General features: G+C 71.0%; 24 protein-coding genes and 2 pseudogenes. 18 read left to right on the forward strand and 8 right to left on the reverse strand.

Features of this window, described 5'->3' with window-relative positions; all coding sequences use genetic code 11:
• Positions 1-141: 141 nt before the first annotated feature.
• Together AB0J10_RS06240 and AB0J10_RS06245 are read right to left on the reverse strand one after the other, a co-directional pair.
• Positions 142-3,282: a DUF3427 domain-containing protein gene (locus tag AB0J10_RS06240; protein WP_363058364.1), complete on the reverse strand. Its 3,141-nt coding sequence runs from the start codon at positions 3,280-3,282 to the stop codon at positions 142-144.
• 56 nt (positions 3,283-3,338) lie between these two features.
• Positions 3,339-4,343: a hypothetical protein gene (locus AB0J10_RS06245; RefSeq protein WP_363058366.1), complete on the reverse strand. Its 1,005-nt coding sequence runs from the start codon at positions 4,341-4,343 to the stop codon at positions 3,339-3,341.
• A 117-nt stretch (positions 4,344-4,460) separates the two neighbouring features.
• On the opposite strand from AB0J10_RS06245, the gene AB0J10_RS06250 reads away from it, so the two are divergent.
• The 4 genes from AB0J10_RS06250 (at position 4,461) to AB0J10_RS06265 (ending at position 7,678) form a co-directional block, all read left to right on the forward strand.
• The gene (locus AB0J10_RS06250; protein ID WP_363058368.1) at positions 4,461-5,243 is read left to right on the forward strand and encodes a class E sortase; all 783 of its coding nucleotides are present in this window, start codon (positions 4,461-4,463) and stop codon (positions 5,241-5,243) included.
• Between the two features lie 241 nt (positions 5,244-5,484).
• Positions 5,485-5,796, forward strand: a complete 312-nt coding sequence (locus AB0J10_RS06255; RefSeq protein ID WP_363058370.1) for a DUF6412 domain-containing protein — start codon at positions 5,485-5,487, stop codon at positions 5,794-5,796.
• 117 nt (positions 5,797-5,913) lie between these two features.
• Positions 5,914-6,669: a YidC/Oxa1 family membrane protein insertase gene (locus tag AB0J10_RS06260; protein WP_363058372.1), complete on the forward strand. Its 756-nt coding sequence runs from the start codon at positions 5,914-5,916 to the stop codon at positions 6,667-6,669.
• 148 nt (positions 6,670-6,817) lie between these two features.
• Complete coding sequence (locus AB0J10_RS06265) at positions 6,818-7,678, forward strand: fumarylacetoacetate hydrolase family protein (protein WP_363058374.1); 861 nt, start codon at positions 6,818-6,820, stop codon at positions 7,676-7,678.
• 127 nt (positions 7,679-7,805) lie between these two features.
• Here AB0J10_RS06265 and AB0J10_RS06270 read toward each other — a convergent pair whose 3' ends face one another.
• Together AB0J10_RS06270 and AB0J10_RS06275 are read right to left on the reverse strand one after the other, a co-directional pair.
• Positions 7,806-8,291 (reverse strand): heme-degrading domain-containing protein, encoded by a 486-nt coding sequence (locus tag AB0J10_RS06270; protein ID WP_363058376.1) that lies wholly within the window; start codon positions 8,289-8,291, stop codon positions 7,806-7,808.
• Entirely contained in the window at positions 8,288-9,412 is a 1,125-nt protein-coding gene (locus tag AB0J10_RS06275) for a Gfo/Idh/MocA family oxidoreductase (protein WP_363058378.1), read from the reverse strand. The genes AB0J10_RS06270 and AB0J10_RS06275 overlap by 4 nt, the downstream gene beginning before the upstream one ends.
• Before the next feature lie 56 nt (positions 9,413-9,468).
• Between AB0J10_RS06275 and AB0J10_RS06280 the strand changes: the two genes are divergently transcribed.
• From AB0J10_RS06280 to AB0J10_RS06315, 8 genes and pseudogenes are all read left to right on the forward strand, one after another.
• Positions 9,469-10,683 carry an ROK family protein gene (locus AB0J10_RS06280; protein ID WP_363058380.1) on the forward strand — a complete coding sequence of 405 codons (1,215 nt, stop codon included), beginning with the start codon at positions 9,469-9,471 and terminating at the stop codon, positions 10,681-10,683.
• A 459-nt stretch (positions 10,684-11,142) separates the two neighbouring features.
• Entirely contained in the window at positions 11,143-11,955 is an 813-nt protein-coding gene (locus tag AB0J10_RS06285; protein WP_363058382.1) for a hypothetical protein, read from the forward strand.
• Between the two features lie 146 nt (positions 11,956-12,101).
• Positions 12,102-12,324, forward strand: a pseudogene (locus AB0J10_RS06290) (FAD-dependent oxidoreductase); the annotation flags it as partial.
• Positions 12,325-12,333: 9 nt separating this feature from the next.
• Positions 12,334-12,606 (forward strand): annotated as a pseudogene (locus tag AB0J10_RS06295) (nucleotide pyrophosphatase); the annotation flags it as partial.
• Positions 12,607-12,694: 88 nt separating this feature from the next.
• The gene (locus tag AB0J10_RS06300; protein WP_363058384.1) at positions 12,695-13,474 is read left to right on the forward strand and encodes an HAD-IIA family hydrolase; all 780 of its coding nucleotides are present in this window, start codon (positions 12,695-12,697) and stop codon (positions 13,472-13,474) included.
• A gap of 105 nt (positions 13,475-13,579) precedes the next feature.
• On the forward strand, positions 13,580-14,254 hold the full coding sequence (locus tag AB0J10_RS06305; protein WP_363058386.1) for a hypothetical protein: 675 nt from the start codon (positions 13,580-13,582) through the stop codon (positions 14,252-14,254).
• Positions 14,255-14,260: 6 nt separating this feature from the next.
• Positions 14,261-14,932, forward strand: coding sequence for a class F sortase (locus tag AB0J10_RS06310; RefSeq protein WP_363058388.1), 672 nt, complete (start codon positions 14,261-14,263; stop codon positions 14,930-14,932).
• Between the two features lie 238 nt (positions 14,933-15,170).
• Positions 15,171-16,172: a glycoside hydrolase family 6 protein gene (locus AB0J10_RS06315; RefSeq protein WP_363058390.1), complete on the forward strand. Its 1,002-nt coding sequence runs from the start codon at positions 15,171-15,173 to the stop codon at positions 16,170-16,172.
• Between the two features lie 72 nt (positions 16,173-16,244).
• Here AB0J10_RS06315 and AB0J10_RS06320 read toward each other — a convergent pair whose 3' ends face one another.
• Entirely contained in the window at positions 16,245-18,197 is a 1,953-nt protein-coding gene (locus AB0J10_RS06320; RefSeq protein WP_363058392.1) for a kelch motif-containing protein, read from the reverse strand.
• Positions 18,194-20,134: a cellulose synthase catalytic subunit gene (locus AB0J10_RS06325; protein WP_363058394.1), complete on the reverse strand. Its 1,941-nt coding sequence runs from the start codon at positions 20,132-20,134 to the stop codon at positions 18,194-18,196. The genes AB0J10_RS06320 and AB0J10_RS06325 overlap by 4 nt, the downstream gene beginning before the upstream one ends.
• Before the next feature lie 555 nt (positions 20,135-20,689).
• Here AB0J10_RS06325 and AB0J10_RS06330 point away from each other — a divergent pair.
• Positions 20,690-21,205: a helix-turn-helix transcriptional regulator gene (locus AB0J10_RS06330; RefSeq protein WP_363058396.1), complete on the forward strand. Its 516-nt coding sequence runs from the start codon at positions 20,690-20,692 to the stop codon at positions 21,203-21,205.
• Between the two features lie 260 nt (positions 21,206-21,465).
• Positions 21,466-21,726 (forward strand): hypothetical protein, encoded by a 261-nt coding sequence (locus AB0J10_RS06335; RefSeq protein ID WP_363058398.1) that lies wholly within the window; start codon positions 21,466-21,468, stop codon positions 21,724-21,726.
• Positions 21,727-21,811: 85 nt separating this feature from the next.
• Here AB0J10_RS06335 and AB0J10_RS06340 read toward each other — a convergent pair whose 3' ends face one another.
• Entirely contained in the window at positions 21,812-22,132 is a 321-nt protein-coding gene (locus tag AB0J10_RS06340) for a hypothetical protein (RefSeq protein ID WP_363058400.1), read from the reverse strand.
• Between the two features lie 391 nt (positions 22,133-22,523).
• Positions 22,524-22,784, reverse strand: coding sequence for a hypothetical protein (locus tag AB0J10_RS06345; protein WP_363058402.1), 261 nt, complete (start codon positions 22,782-22,784; stop codon positions 22,524-22,526).
• 353 nt (positions 22,785-23,137) lie between these two features.
• Between AB0J10_RS06345 and AB0J10_RS06350 the strand changes: the two genes are divergently transcribed.
• The 4 genes from AB0J10_RS06350 (at position 23,138) to AB0J10_RS06365 (ending at position 25,742) form a co-directional block, all read left to right on the forward strand.
• The gene (locus AB0J10_RS06350) at positions 23,138-23,347 is read left to right on the forward strand and encodes a hypothetical protein (RefSeq protein ID WP_290353683.1); all 210 of its coding nucleotides are present in this window, start codon (positions 23,138-23,140) and stop codon (positions 23,345-23,347) included.
• A gap of 30 nt (positions 23,348-23,377) precedes the next feature.
• Positions 23,378-23,593 carry a hypothetical protein gene (locus AB0J10_RS06355; RefSeq protein ID WP_363058404.1) on the forward strand — a complete coding sequence of 72 codons (216 nt, stop codon included), beginning with the start codon at positions 23,378-23,380 and terminating at the stop codon, positions 23,591-23,593.
• Between the two features lie 31 nt (positions 23,594-23,624).
• The gene (locus AB0J10_RS06360; protein ID WP_363058406.1) at positions 23,625-23,840 is read left to right on the forward strand and encodes a hypothetical protein; all 216 of its coding nucleotides are present in this window, start codon (positions 23,625-23,627) and stop codon (positions 23,838-23,840) included.
• A 66-nt stretch (positions 23,841-23,906) separates the two neighbouring features.
• Positions 23,907-25,742, forward strand: a complete 1,836-nt coding sequence (locus tag AB0J10_RS06365) for a hypothetical protein (protein ID WP_363058408.1) — start codon at positions 23,907-23,909, stop codon at positions 25,740-25,742.
• The last annotated feature ends 36 nt before the right edge of the window (positions 25,743-25,778 follow it).

Consider the following 25,778-nt stretch of genomic DNA (forward strand, 5'->3'; position numbering starts at 1 on the left):
TTACAGACGTGACAACCGCACGGAGCGGAACGCGCGCTCTCGCGACTCCTGGCTGGTCAGGGGCGGGAGACGCGGGCAGGCCGGCCGGGCTGCGGCAATCGACCCCTGACCCCACCCGCCGTGCGCGGAGCCGGCCGCCGGTCAGTTCGCGGCGACGGTCGAGTAGGTCCAGACGCCGGCAGGCATCTGATGCCGAAGCCTCCACGTGATGCCCATCGGTTTGCTTCCCTTGTGCGTCACGTAGTCCGCGGGGCCGAGGAGCAGCCAGGGCTGAGGTCCACCGATATCCGTCTTCTTGTAGCGGCGGACGAAGAGGAGGACGTGGCTCCCCAGCTCCTCGTGTCTCCGATAGCGGATGCCGGTGGGGGATGTGTCCGAGGTCTGGTTCTGGGACTCCCAGTGGAAGAGTGACTCGTTCAGGGCGTAGTCCCGGTAGCGGGTCTGTGGGGAGAAGTCCTTCTCGTCCTTTTCCAGAGTGATCAGCAGGGCGTCGGTTCGTATGCTCTCGCACCACTTGACGCCCTCGCGGAAGTGGCCCGGCATGGAGCCCCCTATGTGGGACTGGTCCAGAGCAGGGAGGATCTCCTCGCGGCTGTAGGAAGCGTGCACCGTGAGGGGGAGGCCGCCAAGGTCGCCGAGGAGGGGGGTGGGGACGTGGTCCGCCTGGTCGAGGTCGTAGGCCAGAACCTGCCGGAGTTCGCTTCGGAAGTCATGGCGGGGCCGCAGTGAGTCGAAGGCCTCCTGGTACGTGCGGAAGCCCCCGAGGGGCCAGAGTGAGAAGAAGAACATGCGTGCGTATGCCTGGCCGAGGTCGTCGAGCTCGTCGTACGGCGGGGCGTCGTCCTCGAGGAGGCTCGTGTACGCCGCGACGCGGTGCGGGTCGTCGACATGAAGAAACGCGGGCACCCTTCTGAGGAGTGCGTCCTCCCCCTCGGTCGCCGTCGTGGAGAGCAGATCGGCGCGGCGCAGGAGGCCCGTCCAAGAGCTTCCGTTACCTCGGTACAGCTCCTTGATGTCCCGGCCGCTCTGCTTGAGGTAGCCGGAGAGACGGGGCTCCGCGTACTGACCGACCTCACGTGCCAGTTGTGTGACGTTGACGCCGATCTGACTGCGGATGTTGCTGATCACGGTGTCCTTGGCCTTGGGCTCAAGAATGATCTGGCAGCCGGAGGGGAGGGTCGGGAAATCGCGCTCGATACCGGCCAGCAGGCGGTTGCGCGTCAGATTGGTCAGCGCCTGGAACTGCCGCTCGAAGCGGAACTCCTTGCGGTGCTGGCCGATGAAGTCGAGAACGGTCAGCACGGCTTTGCTCTCGGTCCGGCGAAGTCCCCGCCCGAGTTGCTGCAGGAACACCGTTGCGCTTGAGGTGGGGCGCAGGAGGAGGAGCGTGTCGACGTCCGGGATGTCCAGGCCCTCGTTGAACAGGTCGACCGAGAAGATGACCTGCAGCTCTCCGGACTTCAGAGCGTCCAGCGCGGCCTTTCGGTCGCTTCTCGGCGACTCGCCCGACAGCGCCACGGCTCTGAGGCCGGCGCGTGAGAAGAAGTCGGCCATGAAGCGCGCGTGGGACACCGACACGCAGAACCCCAGAGCACGCATGGACGCCGGGTCCGAGACCTTGTCCATGACGGCCCGTACCACGAGGCGTGCTCGAGCGTCGTTACCGGTGAAGAGGTTGCTCAGCTCCGACAGGTCGTAGGAGCCGCGCTTCCACGCAACGGCGCTCAAGTCGGTGCCGTCGGTCACGCCGAAGTAGTGGAAGGGGCTCAGCAGCTCATTCTCCAGTGCCTCCCACAGCCTCATCTCCGCCGCGATGCGGCCGTTGAAGAACTCGTCCTGGACGTTGCGTCCGTCCATCCGCTCCGGCGTCGCAGTCAAGCCGAGCAGCTGGCGAGGAGTGAAATAGTCGATGATCTTCCGATAGGTCGGCGACACTCCGTGGTGGAACTCGTCGATGACGATGACGTCGAAGTGGTCCGGTGGGAAGCGTTCGAGACGCCGCGTGCTGAGGGACTGAACGCTGGCGAAGACGTGGTTCCATTCTCCCGGAACGAGGTTGCCGTGCAGCTCCTCCCCGAAGTTCGCGTCGACGAGCACGTCCTGGTACGTACGGAGTGATTGTCTGAGGATCTCCTGGCGGTGAGCGACGAAGAGAAGCCGCAGATCTGGTCCGTACTTCTCCCGCAGGTGCTTGAAGTCCAGAGCGGCCATGACCGTCTTGCCGGTGCCGGTCGCCGCGACCAAGAGGTTGCGGTCGCGTCCGTGGAGTTCGCGCTCCGCTTCAAGGCGTTCCAGCATGTCCCGTTGGTGCGGGTAGGGGCGTACCTCCAGCCCGGAGAGTGTGACATGCCGGCCCTCGGGGCTGCGGGTACCGCGGCCCGCCTGCAGGAGCGCGTCGTCGAGACGCGTGGCGTCGCGCACGGGATCGTACGGTTCGAATGCCGAATCGCTCCAATAGGAGTCGAATGTCGCCTCGAACTTGCGCAGCACGTCCGGGGTGGCGACGGAGGAGAGCCGGACGTTCCACTCCAGTCCGTCGAGGAGGGCGGCCTTCGACAAGTTGGAACTGCCCACGTACGCCGTGTCGTAGCCGCTGTTCCGGCGGAAGAGCCAGGCCTTGGCATGGAGGCGGGTGGAGCGCAGCTCGTAGTTGACTTTGATCTGGGCGTTGAACTTCTGAACCAGCCTGTCCAGAGCGCGCCGCTCGGTGGCACCGATGTAGGTGGTCGTGAGGACGCGAATGGGCACTCCGCGAGCGTGGGCGGCTTCCAGGGAACGCTCGATGACGCGAAGTCCGTGCCATTTCACGAAGGCGCAGAGCAGATCGACACCGTCAGCCGTCGCCAACTCGGCCCGCAACTCGAAACCGAGGCTCGGGTCTTCGGGGGAGTTGGTGATGAGTGCCGTGTCGGAGAGGGGCGTCGCCGGGCGGATGGCATACACGCCCTCGGCTTCCTTCTCGGCGACTGCGAGCAACTGCCGGGGGCCTTCGGCGACGAGGTCGACCCACTCACGAGCCCCGTCCACGGTGTTCATGGCCTCGAGGATGTGGTTCGCCGCGTGCACTCGATCTGCGGCGGGCAGCCGTTCCAGCACCAGTCTGGTCGTCTCCGCCACATGGCGGGCGATCACGTGGGGCGATGATTCGGGCCCCACGACGTCGTCGATCGCGTGCCATTGGCCGTCCGCTCCCAGGTCCTTGAGCCGGTTCTCCAGCCGCAAGGTGATCAACTGCTCGTAGAGTCCAGCAACTGGCTGCTCGGCGTCGACCGGCCTCGTCATCTCAATCCCTCCCCTGCGACCCACCTCTCAGAGACTCCAGCGGCCACCGGCAGGGATCAGGGCCTGCCCACCCCGTGGCACCCCCCGTACGCGGCCCTCGACCCGCACCAGCACAGTGCCCCCTTCGACGGGGGCCATGGCATCGCCTTGCCGCGGGCCGCCAGGGTCGTGGCGTACTGGGGGAGGAGCGAGGCGTCCGCGGGGGAGGTGGCCTCCGAAGCGGCGAACGCCTCGTAGGAGGGGACCGTGCCCGTGACGATGCCGAGGTTGCCCGTGCCCGTCGCCGCGAGGTCGCGGAGGGCGGACTCGATGGCGGTGAGATGGGCGTCGTGGGTCGGGTACTCAGAGGCCAGCGAGGGGTACGTGCCGAGGAGTTCGGTCAGTTCGGGTGCAGGCCAGTGGAGGACCGCGACCGGGAAGGGGCGGGACAGGGCGGCCCGGTAGGTGCCCAGCTCGGAGCGGAGACGGTCGATCTCGGCGCGGAGTTCCGCGGGGTCCGAGGAGCCGAGGGCCCACAGGCGCTTGGGGTCGTGGAGTTCGTCCAGGGGGACGGCCGCCGAGTGGAGGCGGTCGGCGAGGGTGTCCCAGTCGTCGTGCGGCAGCGCCAGGAGGCGGCGCACGCGGTGGCGGCCGGTCAGGAGGGACTGGGTCGAGTAGGAGGTCTCCTCGTCCGGGACGATGAGTCGGGTGACGGCCTCGGTGAAGGTGGCGTGGGCCGCGTCGAGTTCGTCGTGGGCCTCCAGCGTCTCGGCGATGATCTCCCACGGTGCCGCGTCGTCCGGGGCCGCCGTGCGGATGCCGTCGATGAGCGTGCGTGCCTCCGCCTCGTGGCCGTACTCCCACAGGTTGGCCGCCTGGAGCGCCTTGATCAGGTGGGAGTCGTCCGGATCGTCGGCGAGGAGGCTGTCGTACAGGCCGCTCGCGCGGGCCCGGTCGCCGGAGAGCTCCAGATGTGCCGCGGCCTGGAGCAGCAGCGGTTCACGGTCCTCCGGGTACTGCTCCGCTGTGCGCAGCAGGCGCTCGGCTTCGGCGGTGTGGTCGGCAGGCGTGTCGGGGCGCATGAAGCACACCGTACTGCTGTACGGGGCCTCGCAGGGGCCTGGTGACTTGGAGGGGCTGCCCCTATCGTGCGCCCCGTGCGGGAGCGGAGGCCGCGGCGGGGAGCCGGGCGGGTACCTGTGGTGGTACAGGGGCGGCGGACCCGGGCGGGCGCCCGGGCCGGGCTCGCCCGCGCGCTCTGGGCCGGTGCCGAGATCACCGTGACCCTGGGCGTCGTGGTGCTCCTGCTCGTCGCGCACCAGCTCTGGTGGACCAACCGGCAGGCCAAGGAGGGTGCCGCACGGCAGGTCGAGGCGCTGGAGCGGGAGTGGGTACGGACGCCCGGGGCGGGTGCCGGGGCCGCGTCGGGCGACGGCACGGGGCCGGACCCCGGTGCGGGGCAGGCGGCACCGGAGCGGCGCGCACCGGGCGTCGGCGGTGGCAGGGGCCCGCGGGAGGCCGCGCCCCGCTGGGCACAGGCGTACGCCGTGCTGCGCATCCCCCGGCTCGGTCTCGTCGTGCCCGTCGCGCGGGGCGTCGCCAGGCGCGGTGTGCTGGACGAAGGCTATGTCGGGCACTATCCGCGGACGGCGCAGCCGGGGCAGGTGGGCAATTTCGCGGTCGCGGGGCACCGCAACTCCCATGGCGAGCCGTTCCGGTACATCAACCGGCTGCGCAGGGGCGACCGGATCGAGGTGGAGACCCGCACCGGCGTCTTCACCTATGTCGTGGACAAGCAGTTGCCGCAGACGTCCGCGCGCGACGGCGGGGTGATCGCGGCCGTGCCGAGGAGCGTGGTCCGGCCCGGTCACGGGTACGGCGAGCCGGGCCGCTACGTGACGCTGACGACGTGCACGCCCGAGTACACGTCCGAGTACCGGCTGGTGGTGTGGGGAAAGCTCGCCGCGACGCGGCCCCGGTGATGCGCGCCTCGCGCGTCTCGCTCCGGGCCCGGCCGGCCGCTGCGCTCGCGGAGACCCGCCCGTCGCCGGACGGCCGTCGCCGGACGCCGGTCCCGCGGGCGGTGCGAGGTGCGTCGCCGAGGTTTTCCACAGGGAACCCGGAGGGCGTTTCGCTCGTGTATAACGAATGGAGGTTCGTATCACTGGTGCGGCAGCACAGCCACCGCGGCGAGCGGGGCGGGGAAGCAAGGGAGGGGCACGCATGGCCGGTCAGACCTGGCGCGTGCTGAGGCCGCTCGCGCTGCTGCTCTTCATCCTCGTCGAGGTCTTCGTCGCCGAGGGCATCGGACTCTCCACCGCCGTGGCCCTCGCCGCCACCGCGGCGGCCGGTGCCGCGCTGGTCGCCTGTGCGCTGATCCTCTCGCGGTCGGTGCCGCGGGTCCCGCGCACCCGCATACGTACCGCGCTGCGTGATCGCGAGCAGCGCACGGCGTTCCTGCCGCAGCGCGATCCCGACTCCGCGGGTCGCTGCCGGCCCAGGGCTCCCGGTCGTCCCTCGACGACCATCGCGTAGGGACGCCAACCCCCCTCGCCTTTCTCGCGCGTGCCCCTTCGGGGGCGTGCGTCCCTTCGCGGGTCGTCATGCCGACATATCCGTTCTTCCCGGCACGACGAGACCCGGAGGGCCTCCATGTCCGCACTCATGTCCCTGTTCGCATCCCTGGTCGGCCGGCTCGCCGATCTGGTCCAGCCGCTGTTCCACGCTTCCGCCACCGCCGCGGCGATCGTCCTGTTCACCGCGCTGGTTCGGCTGGCCGTCCATCCGCTGTCCCGCGCGGCGGCGCGGGGGCAGAAGGAACGGGCCCGGCTCGCGCCGCAGATGGCCGAGCTGCGCAGGAAGCACGGCAAGGATCCGGAGCGGCTGCAGCGTGCCGTCCTGGAACTGCACACGAGGGAGAAGGTCTCGCCGCTTGCGGGCTGCCTTCCCGGGTTGCTGCAGCTGCCCGCGTTCTTCCTCATGTACCACCTGTTCTCCAGCCCCCGGATCGGCGGGGAGGCGAACGAACTGCTCGGGCACGGCCTGTTCGGGGCCGAGTTGGGGGGCCGGTGGGCCGACGCGCTCGCGCAGGGCGGGGTGTTCGGGCCGGCGGGTTCGGTGTATCTCGCGCTGTTCGGGATCGTCGCCGTCGTGGCCGCGTTCACGTATGTGCGGACCAGGCGGCAGCTCGCGGCCGCCGCCCCGGCCGGGCCGGAGCAGGCGCTGCCGGGGGCGGGCTTGATGACGAGGGTGCTGCCGCTGATGTCGTTCGCGACGCTGATCACCGTCGCGGTGGTGCCGCTGGCGGCGGCGCTCTACGTGGTGACCAGCACGACGTGGAGCGCCGTGGAGAGGGTGCTCCTGTACCGGGACGCCCCGGCTGCCGGCGCGCTGGCTACCGCCGGGTAACGGTCCAGGTTGTGAACAGGGTCTTGTGGGCTGTTCCGATCTCTTGGAGGATCAGCCAAACCTCCGATGAGCCGCACATTCCCCTCCGCCGCACGCGGGGACTCCTCAAGCGGGGCCACCTCGACGACAGGGACCACAGGGAGAACAGATGAAGCTGCTGCGTGTCGGTGAAGCGGGTTCGGAACGGCCCGCGCTGCTCGACCGGGACGGGACGACGCTGCGGGACCTGTCCGGACTGGTGCCGGACATCGACGGGGCCCTGCTCGCCGACGAGGAGGCGCTCGGCCGGATCCGGTCGGCCGCGGAGGCCGGGGAACTCCCGGTGCTCGACGCGGCCGGGGAGCGGATCGGCCCCCCGGTCGCCCGTGTCGGCAAGGTCGTGTGCATCGGGCTGAACTACCACGACCACGCGGCGGAGACCGGCGCGGCGCCCCCGGCCGAGCCCGTCGTCTTCCTCAAGGCGTCGGACACGGTCGTCGGACCCGACGACACCGTCCTCGTGCCGCGCAACAGCGTGAAGACGGACTGGGAGGTCGAGCTCGCGGTGGTCGTCGGGCGTACCGCGCGCTGTCTGGAGTCCCACGAGGAGGCGCTGGCGCACATCGCCGGGTACGCCGTCGCGCACGACGTCTCGGAGCGGGAGTTCCAGATCGAGCGCGGCGGCACCTGGGACAAGGGCAAGAACTGCGAGACGTTCAACCCGCTGGGACCCTGGCTGGTGACCCGGGACGAGGTGCCGGACCCTCAGGCGCTGCCCCTGAGGCTATGGGTCAACGGTGAGCTGAAGCAGAACGGCTCCACCGCCGACCAGATCTTCCCCGTCACCGAAGTCGTCCGGTACGTCAGCCGGTTCATGACCCTGTACCCGGGGGACGTGATCAACACCGGTACGCCCGCCGGTGTGGCGATGGGGCAGCCGGAGCCCAAGCCGTATCTGCGGGCCGGTGATGTCGTCGAGTTGGAGATCGAAGGGCTCGGGCGCCAGCGCCAGGTGCTGAAGGACGCGTAGGCCGCACGGTAGGGGAGCCGTCGGGGAGGCGCCGCGCGGGCAGGGCGAGGGGGAAGCGCGCGGCGAGGAGGAGAAAAGGGGAAGGGTCGCGGAGGGGGTGCGGGGGATTCACCCCCTCCGCGGGTCCTCAGGTGGCGAGGAGGCGTTCCAGTGCCTCCACCACCATCGCGTGGTCCTCGACCTGCGGAAGGCCGGAGACCGTGATCGTGCCGATGACGCCGGCGCCCTCGACGCGGACCGGGAACGATCCGCCGTGCGCCGCGTACCGGTCGGGATCGAGCCGGGACGACTCCTCGAACGTCGTGCCCTTGGCGCGGAACCTGCTGCCGACGAGGAGCGAGCTCTCGCCGTAGCGCTCGACGACCCGCCGCTTGCGGTCGATCCAGGCGTCGTTGTCCGCCGACGACCCGGGGAGGGCACAGTGGAAGAGCTGCTGTCCGCCGCGACGGATGTCGATCGCGACCGGTGCCTGCCGCTCGCGCGCCAGCTCGGCCAGCGCGGAGCCGAGGGCCCAGGCGTCGTCGTGGGTGAACCGGCGCAGCGTCAGACGCTCTTCCTGTGCCTCGAGCACGGCTATACCGGGGAAGCCGGCCCGTGCGTCGCCGCCGCTCATGCGCCGAGCTCCACGGCGACGCCGTCGCGGGCGGAGCGGCGGGCCGCCTCCAGGACGTCGAGGGCGTCGGCCGCCTCGTACGCGGTGACCGGCGGGGCGGTGCCGTCGCGCAGGGCGGCGGCGACGCCGGCGTAGTAGGCCGGGTAGTCGCCGGGCAGGGTCTCGACGGGGTGTCCGCCACCCGTCAGCGGCGACTCTCCGGAGCCCACGCGCCCCCACAGTTCCCGCGGCTCCTGGCCCCAGGGGCGGCCCGGTTCGGGCCGGGCGCCGTCGCGCAGTGCGGCCTCCTGCGGGTCCAGGCCGTACTTCACATAGCCGGCGGCCGAGCCCAGGACCCGGAAACGCGGGCCGAGCTGGGAGGCCGTGGCGCTCACATAGAGGTGCGAGCGGACGCCTCCGGCGTGCGTGACGGCGATGAACGTGTCGTCGTCGGTCTCGGCGCCCGGGCGGCGTACGTCGGACTCCGCGTACACACGCACCGCCGGCCCGAAGAGGGTGAGGGCCTGGTCGACGACGTGGCTGCCCAGGTCGTAGAGGAGGCCGCCGATCTCCTCGGGGGCCCCCGACTCGCGCCAGCCGCCCTTGAGTTGCGGGCGCCAGCGCTCGAACCGGGACTCGAAGCGCTGGACCTCACCGAGCTCGCCGTCCTCGATCAGGCGGCGGAGGGTGAGGAAGTCGTTGTCCCAGCGGCGGTTCTGGAAGACGGAGAGCAGCAGTCCGTGCTTCTCCGCGAGGCCGGCCAGCGCCCGGGCCTCGGCGGCCGTCCCGGCGAGCGGCTTGTCCACGACGACGGGGAGCCCGGCCTCGAGGGCGGCGGTGGCGATCGGGACGTGCGTCTTGTTGGGAGACGCGATGACGACCAGATCGAGCTCGTCCGCGCGTTCCCACAGCGCGTCGGCCGTGGCCGCGAAGCGGACGTCGGGGAACTCGGCACGGGCTTGCTCCCGGCGCTCCTCGCTCGACGTCACGATCGTGTCGAGGGCGAGGCCCTCGGTGGCCGCGACGAGCGGGGCGTGGAAGACGGAACCCGCCAGGCCGTAGCCGACGAGTCCGACACGGAAGGGCGTCCCGGCCGGGGTGGGTTTCCCGGGCGTGGCGCCGGTGCCAGTGCTGCCTGTCATGGGCCCCACTTAAGCAACGCTGTTGCCAAAGCGCAAGCGCAGCGCACAATGGCTGGGTGAAGTGGAGCAACGCGGGTGCGAATCTTCCGGTGCTGCGCAGCCACAACGCGGCGCTGGTACTGGATCTGCTGAGGGCGGCCGGCGAGGACGGGATCAGCCGGCTGGAGCTGGCCGAGCGCACCGGACTCACGCCCCAGGCCGTCAGCAAGATCACGGCGAGGTTGCGGGCGGAGGGGCTGGCGACCGAGGCGGGCCGCCGTGCGTCCACCGGTGGAAAGCCCCGTACGGTTCTGCGACTCGTCCCGTCCGCCGCGCACGCCGTGGGGCTCCACCTGGACCGTGACGAGCTGACGGCCGTCCTCGTCGACCTCGCCGGCACCGTGGTCGCCTCCCGCACCCGGGCGCTGGACCTCGCTGGCGCGGTGCCCGGCGTCATGTCGGCGGCGACGGGCGAGGTGCGGGCGCTGCTGGCGGGCGCACCGGAACGGGTGCTCGGCGTCGGGGTCGGCATGCCCGGGCCGCTGGACCACTGGAGCGGGGTCCCGGGCCGGGTGACCGGCGCGCCCGGGTGGGCGGGCGTCCCGCTCCGCGACGAACTCGCGGAACGGCTCGGCCTGCCGGTCGTCCTGGACAAGGACACCAACGCGGCCGCACTGGCACTCGCGTTGCGGGGGCGGCCGGAGGCGGGCTCCAGGGGCGCCGGTACGGCGACCGGACCCGTGGACGGGGGTCCCGTCCCCGCCGCCGCCTCCGCCACGGCCGCGCCGGGGGCCTACGCCACGTCCGCCTCCTCCGCCACGGCCGCGCCGGGGTCGTTCGCCTACCTCCACCTCGGTACGGGACTGGGCGCCGGGCTCGTGATCGGCGGCGTGGTGCACCGGGGAGCGCGTACCGGCGCCGGCGAGTTCGGGCACCAGGTCGTACGGCTCGACGGCCCGGTCTGCCCCTGCGGCAACCACGGCTGCATCGAGGCCCTGTGCCTCGCGGCCGTCGCCCGCGGTGAGCTCGGCGAAGCGGCCCGGATCCTGGGCACCGGGGCGGCCAACCTCGTACGGCTGCTCGACGTCGACCAGGTGCTGCTCGGCGGGCGTACGGTCCTCGCCGACCCGGAGACGTTCGTCCGGGGCGTTCGCGCGGTGGTCGGCGACGGGGCCGTGCGCGTCGCGCTGGCCGAGACCGGTGCCCACCCCGTGGCGGAGGGTGCGGCACAGCTGGTGCTGGGACCGCTGTTCGGTCGTATGGAGGCGACGGGATCCGCCAACCGGGCGTAATGGTGTGATTTTCAGGTCGCTGGGTGGCGTCGGTACCCGGCGGGCGGAGGCGCGCGTGGCAGCGTCGCTGCCGACGCCGCCCACGCCCGCGATCTGCTGAGGTTCCCCATGCGCCTGCGCACCGCCCTCGCCGCCGGAGCCGTCACGGCCGCCCTCGTCCCCGTCGTCCTGGCGGGACCGGCCCCCGCGCACCCCCCGCAGACCCCGCGTCCCGTACCGTCGGCGCCGGGTACGGCCGCACCGCCTCCCGCGCCGCCCCGCACGAGCGCTCCTCCGTCCCCACCGCCCCGCACCGGTCGCCAGCAACCCGCCGCACCGCGGTCCGCCCCCGCCGTCCGGGGTACCCCGCCCCGACGACTCCCGTCCCAGCCCGTGCCGCCCGCGTCCACCGTGCCGCAGCCCCTGGTGCCCCAGCCCCCGGCACCCCAGCAGCCTGCTGGACCCCGGACGGCGGCGTCCGTGCCGCCGGTTCCGCAGCCCGCCGTCCCGCAGCCCAGCGCGCCGCAGTCCGGGGCGCCGAACGCCGCGTCGCCGGCGGCACCCGGCGGAGCGCCCCTCCAGCAGCAGCCTTCCTGCGGCGATCCGAGCGCGGTCGAGTTCCCGGTCGCCACCCGCATCGTGCGGGGCCCGGGGGAGTACCGGGCCGGCGGAGGCGCCCATGAGTTCTCCGTCGAACTCTCCAACACCACGGCCCAGCCGTGCCTGAACATCCATCCCGTGGTCGTCCTCGCCGGGCAGGCCCGGGCCATCCCGCCCGACCGGGTCCGGTTGGAGTTCTTCGACGGCGCCGCGCGGATGTGGAGGCCCGTCACCGTCGAGACGACGGACCAGGGGGAGGCCGTCGGTGCCTTCGGCGCCGGCTCGGGCGGGTTCGCGGGCCTGTCGCTGCCGGCCGGCGGCACGTTCTCCGTACGTGTGCGGCTCGCCTTCCCCGACCGCACCACGCCCCCTGACGCCGTCGTCGCGAACGCCGCCGTCGTCCAGCGCCGGGGGGCGGACGGGGACTGGGTGGGGGAGTCCGACGACTACCGCTTCGCCATCGTCGCACCCGAGCCCACCGGCCGGCCCTCGGAGTCCGCCGCCGAACCGGAGGCGACCCGGACCCGCGCCCCCGGCGACGGGTCAGGTGAGGACGGAGCCGCCCGGCGGGACGCGCACGAACTCGCCGCGACCGGTGCCCGTCCCTGGCACTCGGTGGGTATGGCCACGGCCGGTGGCGTCCTCCTGGCCGGAGCGGTGGTGCTGCTCATGCTGAGGCGCCGGTCCCGCTGAGGGCCGGCAGGGAATCAAGGCGTTGCTTCCCTGCGAGCCCGTTCACCGGCCCGTCCCCGACCGACTCCCGGCCCGTCCCCGACCGACTCCCGGCCCGTTCCCGACCGACTCCCGGCGGGTCCTCCACCGCGGCGAGCGCTGCGAGCGTGCGAGTCAGCGTCGTGGGAGCAGACGTGGTGGGAAGCATGCACGCCCGGCAGGCAGTGGAACGCGGCCACGAGGTCGTGCAGATCGAGCGCGAGGCCGGGGCCACCGGGGCCGGCCTGCGCAACTCGGCCAGATCCGGGTCAGCTGCCGGGCCGGGGTGAGGGACTGGAGACGGCCCTGCGCGCCCGCGAGCTCCGGGAGGGCGCCGGCGCCCGGTCCCCGGGCTCGGCCCCCGCGTACGAGGTGAGCGGCCGCGGCACCGTGCGGCTCGACTTCACGACCCTCTACCGCCAGGAGGGCGGCCAGACCGCCCGGACCCTGGCCTCCTTCAACGGTGGGACGGCGGCCGTGGTGAGGAGCTACACCTCGGACGTGGTGTCGCAGTCGCAGTCCGTGTCCGTCCCCGTCCCGGCCGGGGCCGCCAACGTGAGCTTCCGCTTCCACTACACCGGGGCCAACAACTGGTACCGGGTGATCGACGGGGTCAGGGTCACGACTTCCTGACTAGGCTGGAGGGCGCCGGTACATCGTCGTGGCGGCGCCCCGTCAGCTCACCGCACCTCGCACTACGCGTACGGCAGGAGTCCGCTTCATGGCAGATCGCAAGCCGATCGAATCCTGGCTCACCGACATGGACGGTGTCCTCATCCACGAGGGCGTGCCGATCCCCGGCGCCGACTCCTTCATCAAGAAGCTCCGGGAGAGCGGGAAACCGTTCCTCGTCCTCACCAACAACTCCATCTACACCCCGCGCGACCTGCACGCCCGGCTGGCGCGGATGGGCCTGGACGTGCCGATCGAGAACATCTGGACGTCCGCGCTGGCCACCGCCAAGTTCCTGGACGACCAGCGCCCCGGCGGTACGGCGTACGCCATCGGCGAGGCGGGGCTGACCACCGCCCTGCACGAGATCGGGTACGTCCTCACCGACCAGGATCCCGACTACGTGGTCCTAGGCGAGACCCGTACGTACAGCTTCGAGGCGCTCACGAAGGCGATCCGGCTGATCAACGGCGGGGCCCGCTTCATCAGTACCAACCCGGACGAGACCGGGCCGTCCGCCGAGGGCCCGCTGCCCGCGACCGGATCGGTCGCGGCACTGATCACCAAGGCCACCGGCAAGGATCCGTACTTCGTGGGCAAGCCGAATCCGCTGATGATGCGGGCCGGGCTGAACGCCATCGGGGCGCACTCCGAGTCCAGCGCGATGATCGGCGACCGGATGGACACCGATGTGCTCGCGGGCCTCGAGGCGGGCATGGAGACCTTCCTCGTGCTGACCGGTCTGACGGCACCCGCGGACATCGACCGCTACCCCTTCCGACCCTCCAAGGTGGTCGACTCCATCGCGGACCTGGTGGACCGGATCTGACCCGGTCGGAGGCCCGGGCGGCCCCGCCGCACTGACCCGTCCGGGTCCCCTGGAGATGCGGAACTGGGCGGAACGCGTGAATCTCTTTACACCAGGAGGTTCACAATGCGTTCAGTTCCGATTGCTCTCCGTGTCGTAGGGGTGGCCGCCGGCTTCCTGATCCTGGCGCCCGTCCCCGGGGCCGCGCACGCGGAGGAAGGTGCCCGGCCCACGGACACGGTCCACCCCGTCAGAGCGGAATCCGGGAGCGAGGTGCAGGACGGCCGGGAGAGCGGTGCCGTGGACCGGCTCCAGATCGTCACGCTCACGCCGCCCTCCCGCCTCGAGCCCGACGACAAGCAGGGCGAGGAGGAGAACGGCAGGAGGGACCGTGGGGGCCAGGAGGGGAAGAAGGACGACGGCAAGAAGGACGAGGGATCTCGCGACGGCAAGAAGGACGAGGGGTCCCAGGACGGCAGGAAGGACAACGGGTCCCGGGACCGCGGGGACGGCTCAGACGACGGCTCAGACGACGGCTCCGACGAGGGCTCCGACGAGGGAGACGGCCCGGAGGACCTGGTCGGGAACCCCGACCCGGCCGAGAGCCCCGTCGCCCCCGTCCGCGCCGGCGGTGGGGGCGCCGCCGACCGATTGGCCGCGCAGAGCGCCAAGTCCGCCGACAGCCAGGGCCCCGGCACGCCGCACACGGTGATCGGGTTGCTTCTGGCCGGAGCGGCGGCGGTCGCCGTGGCCTTCCGCAGTGCCCGCCGCCGGCGTGTCGGCTCCCCGGACCGGGACTGACCCGCCGTGTCCTCCGGCGACGAGGCGCCTCCGGGCAGCGGCCGGCTGCTCACCGGGGTGGCCTGGGCGATCCTGCTGACGGGCCTGTGGTTCTGGGGCCGTGAGGCCAGCGACGGTGCCGGGGGCTCCTCGGCCCCCACCACGGGTGACGTGGCGGCGGTGGGCCGCCCGCTCGGCGTACCGCTGCCGCCCGCCCGGGAGCCGCTGGCACCCGTCGGACCCACCAAGGTGGACATTCCCTCGATAGGGGTCTCGGCCCCCGTCGTCGCCCGCGGCCTGGACACCACGGGCGCGGTCGAACCGCCGCCGTTCGCCACCCCGGACGCCGTCGGCTGGTTCGGCACCGGAACCCGGCCCGGTGCCGAGGGCGCCGCGCTGTTCGTCGGCCACGTCGACACCAGGACCGAGCCGGCGGTCTTCTACGGCCTCAGCGCGGCCCGCCCCGGCGAGACGGTCAAGGTGACCCGGACCGACGGCTCGGTCGCCGTCTTCACCATCGAGGACGTCCAGGTCGTCGGCCGGGACCGGTTCGACGCCCGGAAGGTGTACGGGGCGCACCATCCGGGCCGGGCCGAACTCCGGCTCATCACCTGCGGTGGCACCTACGACAAGAAGACCGCTTCGTACACGGCGAACGTCGTGGTGTCGGCGTACCTCACGGACGCGCGCGGCATCTGAGGCCCGCCGGAGGCGGCGTTCGGGGCAGCCGGGCCCGCTCCGCCGGTGGCGGCCGGGGTCCGCACCGACGGGAGCGCGGCTGTCGTCCGAGGCCGCGTCCTGCCGGGGCAGCGGCGGCCTCGGTTGCCTCGTGGTCGGCGGACCGCGTGTGTCAGGATGGATCCGGCCGGGCTCGTTCCGGCAGCGGGGCGCCTGGGGGGTGGCCCGGCACGTACCACGGTGCACCAAGGGGGAGTGGATGTACGGCAGTCGAGTCGGGCGCGCCCGATGGACGGCGGCCGCGATGGGGGCCGTCCTGCTGGTGGCGGGATGTTCCTCCTCGGACGGCGACGGCGACAAGCCCGCTGCGCAGCAGCCCAAGGGGACGGACCCGTACTGGGTGAACCCCGAGGGGAACGCGGCGAAGCAGGTGGCCTCGTACCTCGACGACGGCGACAGCGCGAGCGCCGAGCTGATCAAGAAGATCGCGGCTCAGCCGGTGGGGGAGTGGATCGGCCCCGACGACCCGGAGGGCGAGGCGCGGCGGTACACCGAGGCCGCCGCGAAGGCGGACCGCGACGCCCTGCTGGTCCTCTACAACATCCCGCACCGGGACTGCGGTCAGTTCTCCAGGGGCGGTGCCTCGGACGGCGACGCCTACCGGGCCTGGGTGGACAAGGTCGCCGAGGGCATCGGGGACCGCCGGGCCACCGTCGTCCTCGAACCGGACGCCGTGCTGCACCTGGTGGACGGCTGCACCCCGCAGGAGCACCACCAGGAGCGGTACGACCTGCTGAAGGGGGCCATCGAACGGCTCGGTCGACTCCCCGCCACCAAGGTCTACCTGGACGCGGGCAACGCCGGCTGGGCGGACCCGGGCTCTCTCCCGGACCCGCTGCGCCGGGCCGGCATCGACCAGGCCGACGGCTTCGCGGTCAATGTCTCCAACTTCCAGACGACCGAGGCCAGCAAGGACTTCGGTCGCAAGCTCTCCGCCAAGGTCGGCGGGAAGCACTTCGTGATCGACACCAGCCGCAACGGCAACGGGCCGTACACCCAGGGCGATCCCAAGGAGAACTGGTGCAACCCGCCGGGCCGCGCCCTCGGCGAGGAGCCCACGACGAAGACCGGTGATCCGCTGGTCGACGCCTATCTGTGGGTGAAGCGCCCGGGCGAGTCCGACGGCGACTGCAAGGGCGGTCCCAAGGCCGGCGACTGGTACCCGGAGTACGCGCTCGAACTGGCCCGCAACACCGAGTAGCCGCGCACACGACGGCGAGGGGGCTCCCGCCGCGGGAGCCCCCTCGCCGTCGCGGCCGTTCGTCGTCCCGGACTAGGGGACCTCGACCCAGACGGCCTCCGACGGGGTGCCCTTGTCGTCCGTCACGAACAGCATGTACCAGCCGGACGGGACCAGGGAGCGGTTCTTCGGCACCGTGACCTCGAAACCGCCCGCCGTCTTCGTCATCTCCAGCGCGATGGACCGCTGGTCGACGTCGGTCACATGCGTCACCGCGCTGGGCCGCATCAGCTTCGCCGACTTCAGCTTCGCCGCGTCCGTGCTCTTGAACGTCGCCGAGCCGCCACGCGCGATCTTCTTCGGGCCGGCGCCGATCTCCGGCCGGGAGTCCCGGAAGAGGTAGGGCGGTGTGTAGATCTCGATCCGCTGCTCGAAGACACCGGGCTTGGTGTTGGCGTCGTCGCCGAAGAGCGAGTCCGAGCCGAAGATCATCACCCGGCCGTCGGGCAGCAGCACCGAACCCGAGTGGTAGTTGCGCCCGACCCTGGGGTCGGCGACCCGGGCGTACTCGCCCGTCTTCGGGTCGTACGTGCGCGCCTCCAGCACATTGGAGCCGCTGCGGCCCCGGTAGTCCTCGGAGCCGCCGGTGACCAGGACGCTGTCGTCCGGCATCAGCGAGGCGCTCGGGTAGCGGGTGCCCTTGTCGAGGGAGGCGCCGTCCTTGAAGCGGGGCTGCGGGTCCTTCAGATCGACCAGCCGGGACTTCTCGCTGGACTTCTCGGACTCGCCGACCCCGCCACCGCCGATGACCATGAACCGCTGGTCCTGGGCCGGCGGCAGCATCACCGTCGCCGAGGTCTCCATCAGGTCCGGGTCGCTCAGCCCAGGCACCTTGGTGAACTTGTTGGTGTCCAGGTCCCAGATCCCGGGGTCACGGCCGACGTCCGCGGGACCGTATCCGGCGTTGGAGCCGGAGTAGAAGAGCTTCCCGTTGTCCATCAGGAAGATCGCCGGGTAGGTCGGGAAACGCCGCTCGAAGCCGGTGTACTCCCACTTCTTCGTCTTCGGGTCGTAGATCTCGTCCTTGCCCGGGACGATCTGGCCGATCTCGTCCAGGCCGGACAGGGACAGGACCTTGCCGTCCTCGAGCGTGGTGAGCGTGGGATACCAGCGGGCCTCGTTCATCGGGTCGACGGTGATGTACTTCTCCGCGACCGGGTCGAACTCGTAGGCCTCCTTGATGCCCTGGAAGTCCTTCTTGTCGAGGGCGAGCTTCTGCGCGATGCCGTAGACGTTCCGGTTGTCCGTGCCCTTGAGGCCGTGCACCCGGTAGTTGTCCTCGGTGCCGGTCTCGTACGACTTCCCGGACTTCGCGGCCTCGACGTAGATCCGGCCGAGGCCCGCCTCGGTGCGCAGGAAGCGCCCGGTCTCCTTGTCGAAGACCTTCTTCGCCTTCTCGACCAGGACCGGGTCCTTGGAGATGAACGTCTTGCCGTTCTTCTTGCCGGTGAACTTGGTGCCCGCGGGCAGGGTGATCGGCTTGTCCGGGTCCTCGTTGTGGACGATCATCAGGCCGCCGGCCTTGGTGACGTCACCCTGGAGCTTCTCGTACCGCTTGGTGCCGCCCGCGACCAGCAGCTTGCCGTCGGGCAGCTGGGTGTGCCCGGCGCAGAACATGTCCTTGGGCGTGGGTATGTGCTTGAAGTCGTTCGTCGTCGGATCCCAGAGCACCGACTCGAACTTCTTGGCGTCGAAGTTCTTCTGGTTGTTGCCGGAGCCCGCGATCAGCAGCACCTTGCCGGTGTGGAGCAGGGCCGCGTGGATCGTGTTGATCTTGTACTTCTCCGGGACGTCGAGGAAGTCCCAGTGGCCGTTCGCCGCCTTGTACTCGGGCCGGTTGATCTTGTACTCGTGGTACTGCTCCGAGCCGTACCGGTACATCGCCGGTCCGTTGAACCCGGCGATCGCCGCCACGACCGCCGCGCCGATCAGGATCCGCCGGGCCCGGTTCTTGCGGTGGTTCGGCCGGACGGGAATTGTGCTCATTTCTTACGTCCCCCAAGGGCGATCTGCATGGTCTGGTCCGCGGGGGCCCACTGGTGCTGCTGCTCATGGGCGGCCGGCGGCACGGTCCCGGAGGCCTCGCCGTCCGTCCCCGGCTTCGCACGGCGCCGCCCCCTCCGCTTCTTCTTCTCCTCGCGGATCGCGTGCCGCCAGGCGAAGATGGGCGCCGCCGTGATCAGCAGGGCCAGGCCGGCCCAGGTGATCATCGCCGGATGGTCGTGCCCGAACCAGAACGAGGAGACGAGCGAGCCGCCGAAGATCAGGATGAAGAAGAGGTGGATCCGGAACGTGCCGAAGAGCGTGTCCGGGCTGGAGGAGTCGCCCTTGGGCGTCACCACGAACTTGCTCTTGCGGCGCAGCGCGGCGTCCATCAGGGAGCGTGCGTAGATCGGCGCGGAGAGCGCGGACATCACCATGCCGGCCAGACCGCCGGAGCCCTCGGGCTCGTGGGGCGACACGTTGTGGCGGCGGTTCCAGATGTAGAGACCGATCTGCAGGGCCGAGGCGTTGCCGTACAGCATCATCCAGATGGCCGGGTCGATCTGCACGCCGGAGGCGCCCATGCCCAGGAACAGCGCGCAGCTGAGGGCCGCCAGGATCCAGTTGAGGGCCGACATCGGGTAGAAGATGATCATCATCGTGTAGTTGAAGAGCTTGCCGGCCGGCAGTGTGCCGAAGCCCTTCCAGTACTGCTTGAGGATCGTCTCGTACGTGCCGCGGGACCAGCGCAGCTGCTGGGTGAAGAAGTCGGTCCAGGCGGACGGGCCCTCACCGACGGCCAGGACGTCCGGGGTGTAGACGGACCGCCACTTGTTGCCGGTGCCCGGGTTCTTGGCCCGGTGCATCTCAAAGCCGGTGGCCATGTCCTCGGTGATCGAGTCGTACAGGCCGCCGATCTGCTTGATGGCGCTGATGCGCACCGCGTTGGAGGTGCCGACGAACATGGGGGCGCCGTAGCGGTTGCCGGCGCGCTGGATCAGGGCGTGGAAGAGGAACTGCTGGGACTCCGCGGCCTTGGTGACGAAGGTGTCGTAGTTGCCGTAGACCTGCGGGCCGATGACGAACCCGACGTCCGGGTCGCGGAAGTACCCGAGCATCCGCTCCAGGTAGTTCGGCAGCGGTACGTGGTCGGTGTCGACGGAGGCGAAGAAGTCGTAGTCCCCGCCGTGCGCCTCGAGCCAGGCGTTGTAGTTGCCGTGCTTGGTCTTGGCCCGGTGGGCGCCCTTCTCCTGGTTCCACTTGGCTATGCCCTTGCGGGAGAAGTGGTGGACGCCGAGCCGTGCGCAGACCTCCTTGACGGCCGGGTCGTCGCCCTCGTCGAGCAGCCACACGTGCATCAGCCCGCGGTGCCGGATCTTCACTGCCGCCTCGAGCGTCTTCGTGACCATCTCCAGGGGTTCCTTGCCCGGCACGAAGGAGGTGAGGAAGGCGACGCGGGTGCCGGACTCCGGCACGACGGGTATCGGGTCGCGGGCGACGAGTGTCGCGTGCGCGTTCGACAGGACGTTCATCGTCCGGAAGAGCTCGATCAGGCCGATCGAGACGAGCATGACGACGTCGAGCCACAGCAGCAGCTCGTTGTCCAGGTTGGGATCGCGCTCGGTCCAGTGCTGCGGCTGCATCAGCCAGGCGAACAGGCCCAGCGAGACCAGCGGCGCGGCCCCGAGGAGCAGAGCGGCCCGGACGCGGTGCGGCTCCTGCGACAGCAGCGAGCGGTACTGCACCTTGTACGGTTTCGACGGGTCCGGCTGGGTCAGGGGACCGGCCAGCCGGCTGTAGTGCTCGTAGTCGTACCTCGGCAGCGCCTTCTTGGGGCGCAACCGGTGGCCTCCCGTCCTGAGCTGCGGGGGAACCCGAAGCTGCGTGGTCCGGGAAGGGTCGTCGTCCTGCTGCCGGGCGCCGTTGGGCGTCGACGTCATCTTTCATCCCCCCGCACGCCTGCTGGCTGCGTGATCGTTCGGTCGTGTCCGGACCGGGGCTCCCCTGGGCCAGCCGGTACCGGACGCATCAGTGGCAGGCCACCGTATCCGTAGACATAAGACGATGGTCTTCCGGTTGCATGATGCCCGTCTCCGCGTTCCTCCGGGAACGGGACCCCCACGCCGGGCCAGTAGCGACGGGAGAATCCCCTCGAATCACCCCAAGTCGCAACTGTTTGAGCCCGCTGACCCCTTGGGGCCGCGGACTCTCAGGACAGGGTCTCGGAGCGGGGACGTGATCGCAAGCGGATCCGGGGTCGCCGGGAGGCGCGCTGTCCGGGAACCGGCGCGCCGCGCCGCCGCGAGGTGGTGGGTGGGCGTGTGCGGGCGGGACCTTCGGGCGGGTGCCGCTGCGGAGGCGTGCCGCCGGGGGCATGTCCAATCGCTCTGGATGGGTTGTCCGATCACGTTGGACGTCGGGCTTTCCGGTGCCTCCCCGCGCAGTCGTTGACGGCGGTTTGGTCAACCGGCGTCCGAGCGGGAAGAATCCCTCGCGTGGCCAACGCACTGCAGGAATTGGTGAAGAGCCGGCTGGAGCAGCAGGGCTGGTCCTACGGCGACGTGGCCCGGCGCGGGGGCGTCCCGCGTTCCACCGTGCACCACCTGGCCACCGCCGAACGCGTCACCCGCATGCCGCAGCAGGCCACGCTGGAGGGCCTGGCCAGAGGGCTGGAACTACCCCTGGACTCCGTCCGCAGAGCCGCTGCCGAAGCCTGCGGGATCCACCTGTACTTCGAGGAGACCCCCGGCGCACCCGCCGACCCCGAGGTCGCCACCCTCATCGCCAGCGTCCAACAGCTCTCCCCCGCCGACCGCCGCCACGTCACCGCACTCGTCGAATCCCTCCTGCGCAACACCCACCGACCCGACACCGACACACCCGCACGTACCGACACCGGCACAGGTACCGGCGTCGGCGCAGACACCGGCACAGGACCCCGCACGGGCCACGGCACCGACACCCGCCCCACCACCCACCAAGGCACCGACCCCCACCCCACCGGCGACTGAACCGCGCCCCACCGGCGACTGAACCGGCCCACAGGGCGCGCCGACGGGTCGGACCTCGGATTCCGGAGCGCGCCGGCGAAGTGCGGGGGCGTGTGATTTCGATGGGGGATCGGGGACTTCGGGCCGGTGGCGTGTATGGCGCATCTGTTTGATGCATTTGCTGGCGAAGTATCGGATAGCCCGGAAATGCGGGCGATTGGGGGTCTATTCTCGCCCCGCGGGGCGGTGAACCGCCCGATGCCTCCGGGAGAGGGGTGGACGTGCTTGTCGTTCCGGGAGCGCTCACGACCGCCGTTGTCCGCGATCGGACGGGAGAGCCGGTGGTGCTGCTGTCCGGCGAACTCCCCTCCGCCCTCACCCCGTCCGGCGTGGACGAGCTGCTGAACCTGGCCGCCGCCGTGCTCGGGGCGGAGGAACTGGAACTCTTCCGGGCCTGCCTCGCGGCACTCCGCTGCGGCGAGAGGCTCCGGGAAACCCGTATCGAGGTGAGCGGAGCCGTACTGACCATCTACCGCGACTGATCCGCGAACGGCAGCGGGCTCCCGGGAGCCGTCTCCGGGAGCCCACGCCGACCGCCCGTCGGTTCGGGCGGCGCATCAGGCCGGATCAGAACCGGCGACCGCAATCCCAGCCGTATCCGGCGTGGTTGCGGTACCTCCCGTAGGCGTCGTACCAGTGCGCCCGGTGTGCGGCACGGCGTTCCCACAGGCGGTGGCAGTCGCGGTCCCACCGGTTCCGGTGGCGGTCCCGGGTGCGGTGCCCGACGTGCCGCAGGTCGAGGTCGGTGCAGAGTTCCACGGCGCGGAACTGCTGTGCTGCGACGGGGGAATGGGCCGGTGCGGCGATGGCCGTGCCCGTCAGGGGAATGGCGGCCGCGGTCGCGGTCAGGGCCGCGGTCGCAATGACACGTGCGAATGTTCTCACCATTTTTCTCCTGTTCTAGGGATTTCTGGTGGCCCTCCGGACCATACGCGGATCCCGTGTCCGGATTGCTTCGCGCATGTCCGCCGAGAGGTCTTTTCGGCGCATTGCCGGCCTTGTGTCGAAACCTGGTCGAACCGGGGCTGAGCTTTGCTTCGTGAGCTTTCCGTGAAATGTGGCGGTGATCCCTGAGAACACTCGCGAGGGTGACTCAACTGCGGCGTTTCGCGGGCGGTTTGGGTGTGGTCGGGAAATTGCGGAAATTGCAACTCGGCTGCACCGGGTCCTGGGTTGAAGAATTCCGGCGGCGCGGGTGGCCGGAATCGTGGGCTGCCGGAACGCCTGGCCGTCGCGCGGAATTCCGCGCCGGGATGTGCAGGGGCGCCGGCCCCGTCGCTCAGCTGCGGTAGATGGTCAGTACGGCTCCGCTCACCTCGATACGGGTTTCCCGGAGCCTCTCGCCGCAGCGGAGTGCCGCGAGGCAGGCCCGGAAGAGTTCCAGTTCCTCCGCCCCGAGCACGGCGGCGGCCAGGTTCAGCAGCTCGTCCACGCCGGACGGGGTGAGGGCGGAGGGGAGTTCGCCGGACAGCAGCACCACCGGCTCTCCCGTCCGATCGCGGACAACGGCGGTCGCGGACGCCTTGGTGACGACAAGCACGTGCACCCCTCTCGCGGAGGTTTCGGGTGGTTCACCCGTCTTGAGGCACGAGAGGATAGCCATGAGGAGCCCTGCCGTTGCCGGTGGGGATCGGCCGGAATTGAGCCGATCGGGTGAGGCTCCGTGTGGGCGGGCGTCGAGTCCGTCCCTGCCCGCCGCCTCTCCTGCCTGCGGCTTTGGCGGACATGGGGGTCTTCGCCGTGGCGGGCGGAATGTTCCGGTCCCTTGTCGGCGGCTTCGCGGAGTCCTACTGTCCAATCTCGTCAGACAGATCGTCCGGCATGGATGGACGCGTTCGGGAACGGGCGCGGCCCGCCCATGCCCTTCGTGCAAAGGACCCACCCATGCTTGGCATGCGAGAACTGGACGCCGAGGCCGCCGCGGAGCTGCTGCCCGGGCGCGAGGCCCTGGGCCGGCTGCGGTTCAACTTCGTCAGGACCACGAGCGTGAGCGAGCGCATCGCCTACGTCGACGCCCACAACGAGTCGCTCGCGGCCAACGTCTGCTCGCCGGACGCCGTCGCGGCCTCCGACGCCTCCCAGTCCATCAGCGTCCGCCAGTAGCGGCGCTTCCTTCCCAGAGGGGTTTCCACCATGAACGTCGAAGAGCTCAACGCCGAGGCCGCCGCCGAACTGCTGCCCGGGCGCGAGGCCCTGGGCCGGCTGCGGTTCAACTTCGTCAGGACCACGAGCGTGAGCGAGCGCATCGCCTACGTCAGCGCCCACAACGAGTCGCTCGCGACCAACATCGACTCCCCGTACGCCATCGCGGCCTCGTCCGCCGCCCAGTCCATCAGCGTCAGCCAGTAGCCGGCGCTTCCTCCCGAGAGGGGTTTCCACCATGAACAACGACCAGCTCAACGCCGAGGCCGCCGCCGAACTGCTGCCCGGGCGCGAGGCCCTGGGCCGGCTGCGGTTCAACTTCGTCAGGACCACGAACGTGAGCGAGCGCATCGCCTACGTCAGCGCCCACAACGAGTCGCTCGCCGCCAACATCGACTCCCCGGACGCCGTCGCGGCCTCCGAGGCGACCCAGTCCATCTCGATCAGTCAGTAACGAGCCCGGTCGTGTGCGGGCCGCGTTCTTGGGGGCGCGGCCCGCACCGGGAGGAAGAGCAGGACGGTGACCGAAAGCCATAAGGTCCACCCCGGTCCCGTGGGGGCGGCGGCCTGCGGTACGGGCGAGGTGGCTCACCCGTACGAATACACGGAGACGCTGTTCCCCGTTCCGCGCCTCGGTGCGGGACTCCAGTTTCTCGGCGAGTACCAGGGATCCGGCTTCACGGAGCGCAAGTACCTGGTCCGCCGAGGGGACGGACAGGTGGTCCAGCTCTCCCGGCTGCTCTACCTGGTGGCCGAGGCCATCGACGGCGTACGAGACACCGAGACCGTCTCGCACCGGGTCAGTGGGCGCTACGGACGGGAGGTCAGCGCCGACAACATCGAGTACCTCATCGAGCAGAAGCTCGAACCGCTCGGCATCACCGTCCCCTTCGGACAGGAGGGCGACCAGGTCGCCGGTCCCACCACCGACCTCCTCCTGGTCCTCAAGGGCCATCGGGTGATCTTCCGTGAGCGGCAGGTGGCCCGTATCGCAGCGGCGCTCGCCTGGCTGCACCGGCCGCCGGTCGTGGTCCTGGTGCTGTCCGCGGCGCTCTGCGTGGACGTCTGGCTGTTCGCCGTCCACGGAGCGATCGCGCCGGTGCTGCAGGTGCTGGAACAGCCCGTGCTGATGCTCGCCGTCTTCGCGCTGATCGTGGCATCGCTGGTCTTCCACGAGTTCGGCCACGCCTCGGCGTGCAGATACGGCGGCGCGCGCCCCGGGAGCATCGGCTGCGGCCTCTTCCTGATCTGGCCCTCGATGTACACGGAGGTCACCGATGTCTACCGCATCGGGCGGGCCGGCCGGATCCGGACCGACCTGGGCGGGATCTACTTCAACGTGGTCTTCGTGCTGGGGCTCGCCCTGGCGTACGCCCTCACGGGCCAGCCCCTCTTCCTCGCAGCGATCTACCTCGTGCACTTCGAGATCCTGGAGCAGTTGCTGCCGGTTGTCAGGCTGGACGGCTACTACATCCTCGGGGACCTCGCGGGAATCCCCGACCTCTTCGGGAAGATCAAGCCCATCCTGCGCTCCATGCTGCCGGGACGTTCGCCGTCCCCGGAGGTGGCCGGGCTGAAGCGGCCCGCCAGGATCATGGTCACCGCATGGGTCGTGACCATGGTGCCGCTGATCGCCGCCGAACTCGGCTACGTCCTGTGGAACCTCCCCCGCCTGTTGACCACCAGCCTGCGCTCACTTGCGGAACAGGTGGCGGGGACCTGGTCGGCCTTCGCCGACGGCCAGATCTCCGCCGGTCTCGTCGGTCTCGTCGGGAGCTTCATGCTCATCTGCCCCCTGGCCGGTGCGACCTACCTCGCCGTACGGCTGGTGGGCCGGCTGGTGAAGGTCGTCGGCCGGGCCACGGAGGGCAACACCCGGCTGCGGGTGGCCGTCTGGGGTGGGGTGCTGGTGGGGTCGGGCGCGCTCTGCACGGCGTGGCTTACCGGCATGACCCCGGAGCCGCTGCCGAGGCAGCCGCCCATCGCCCCCATCCTCCAGCCCGGTGTGCCCACGGTCCGCCCGACGGCCGCGGCCCCCGCCGGGGAGCGGCCCACCCCTGTCACCCCGGCCCCGACCGTCCTCGACGGCCCACCGCCCGAGGCCCCCGCACCCAGGGCGACTTCCGGCGCCGCCCTCGCCGGCCCGACCGCCACCACCAGCGGTTCCCCGTCCGCGAGCCCCGTCACGAACGCGCCGACACCGGGCCCGGCGAGCCCGACGCCGAGTCCGAGCCGTACCTCGGCGTCGCCTACGGCCGGCCCCAGCGCCTCGCCGTCGCCGAGCACAACGCCGTCCGGATCCCCTTCGCCCTCGGTGACCCCCTCGGAGTCGCAGAGCGCGACGGAGGAGCCGTAGGCCGGATCGCCCCATCCACCTCTCCGGCCCCGAGAG

It is taken from the genome of Streptomyces sp. NPDC049887 (assembly GCF_040656535.1).
Classification (GTDB): Bacteria; Actinomycetota; Actinomycetes; order Streptomycetales; family Streptomycetaceae; genus Streptomyces.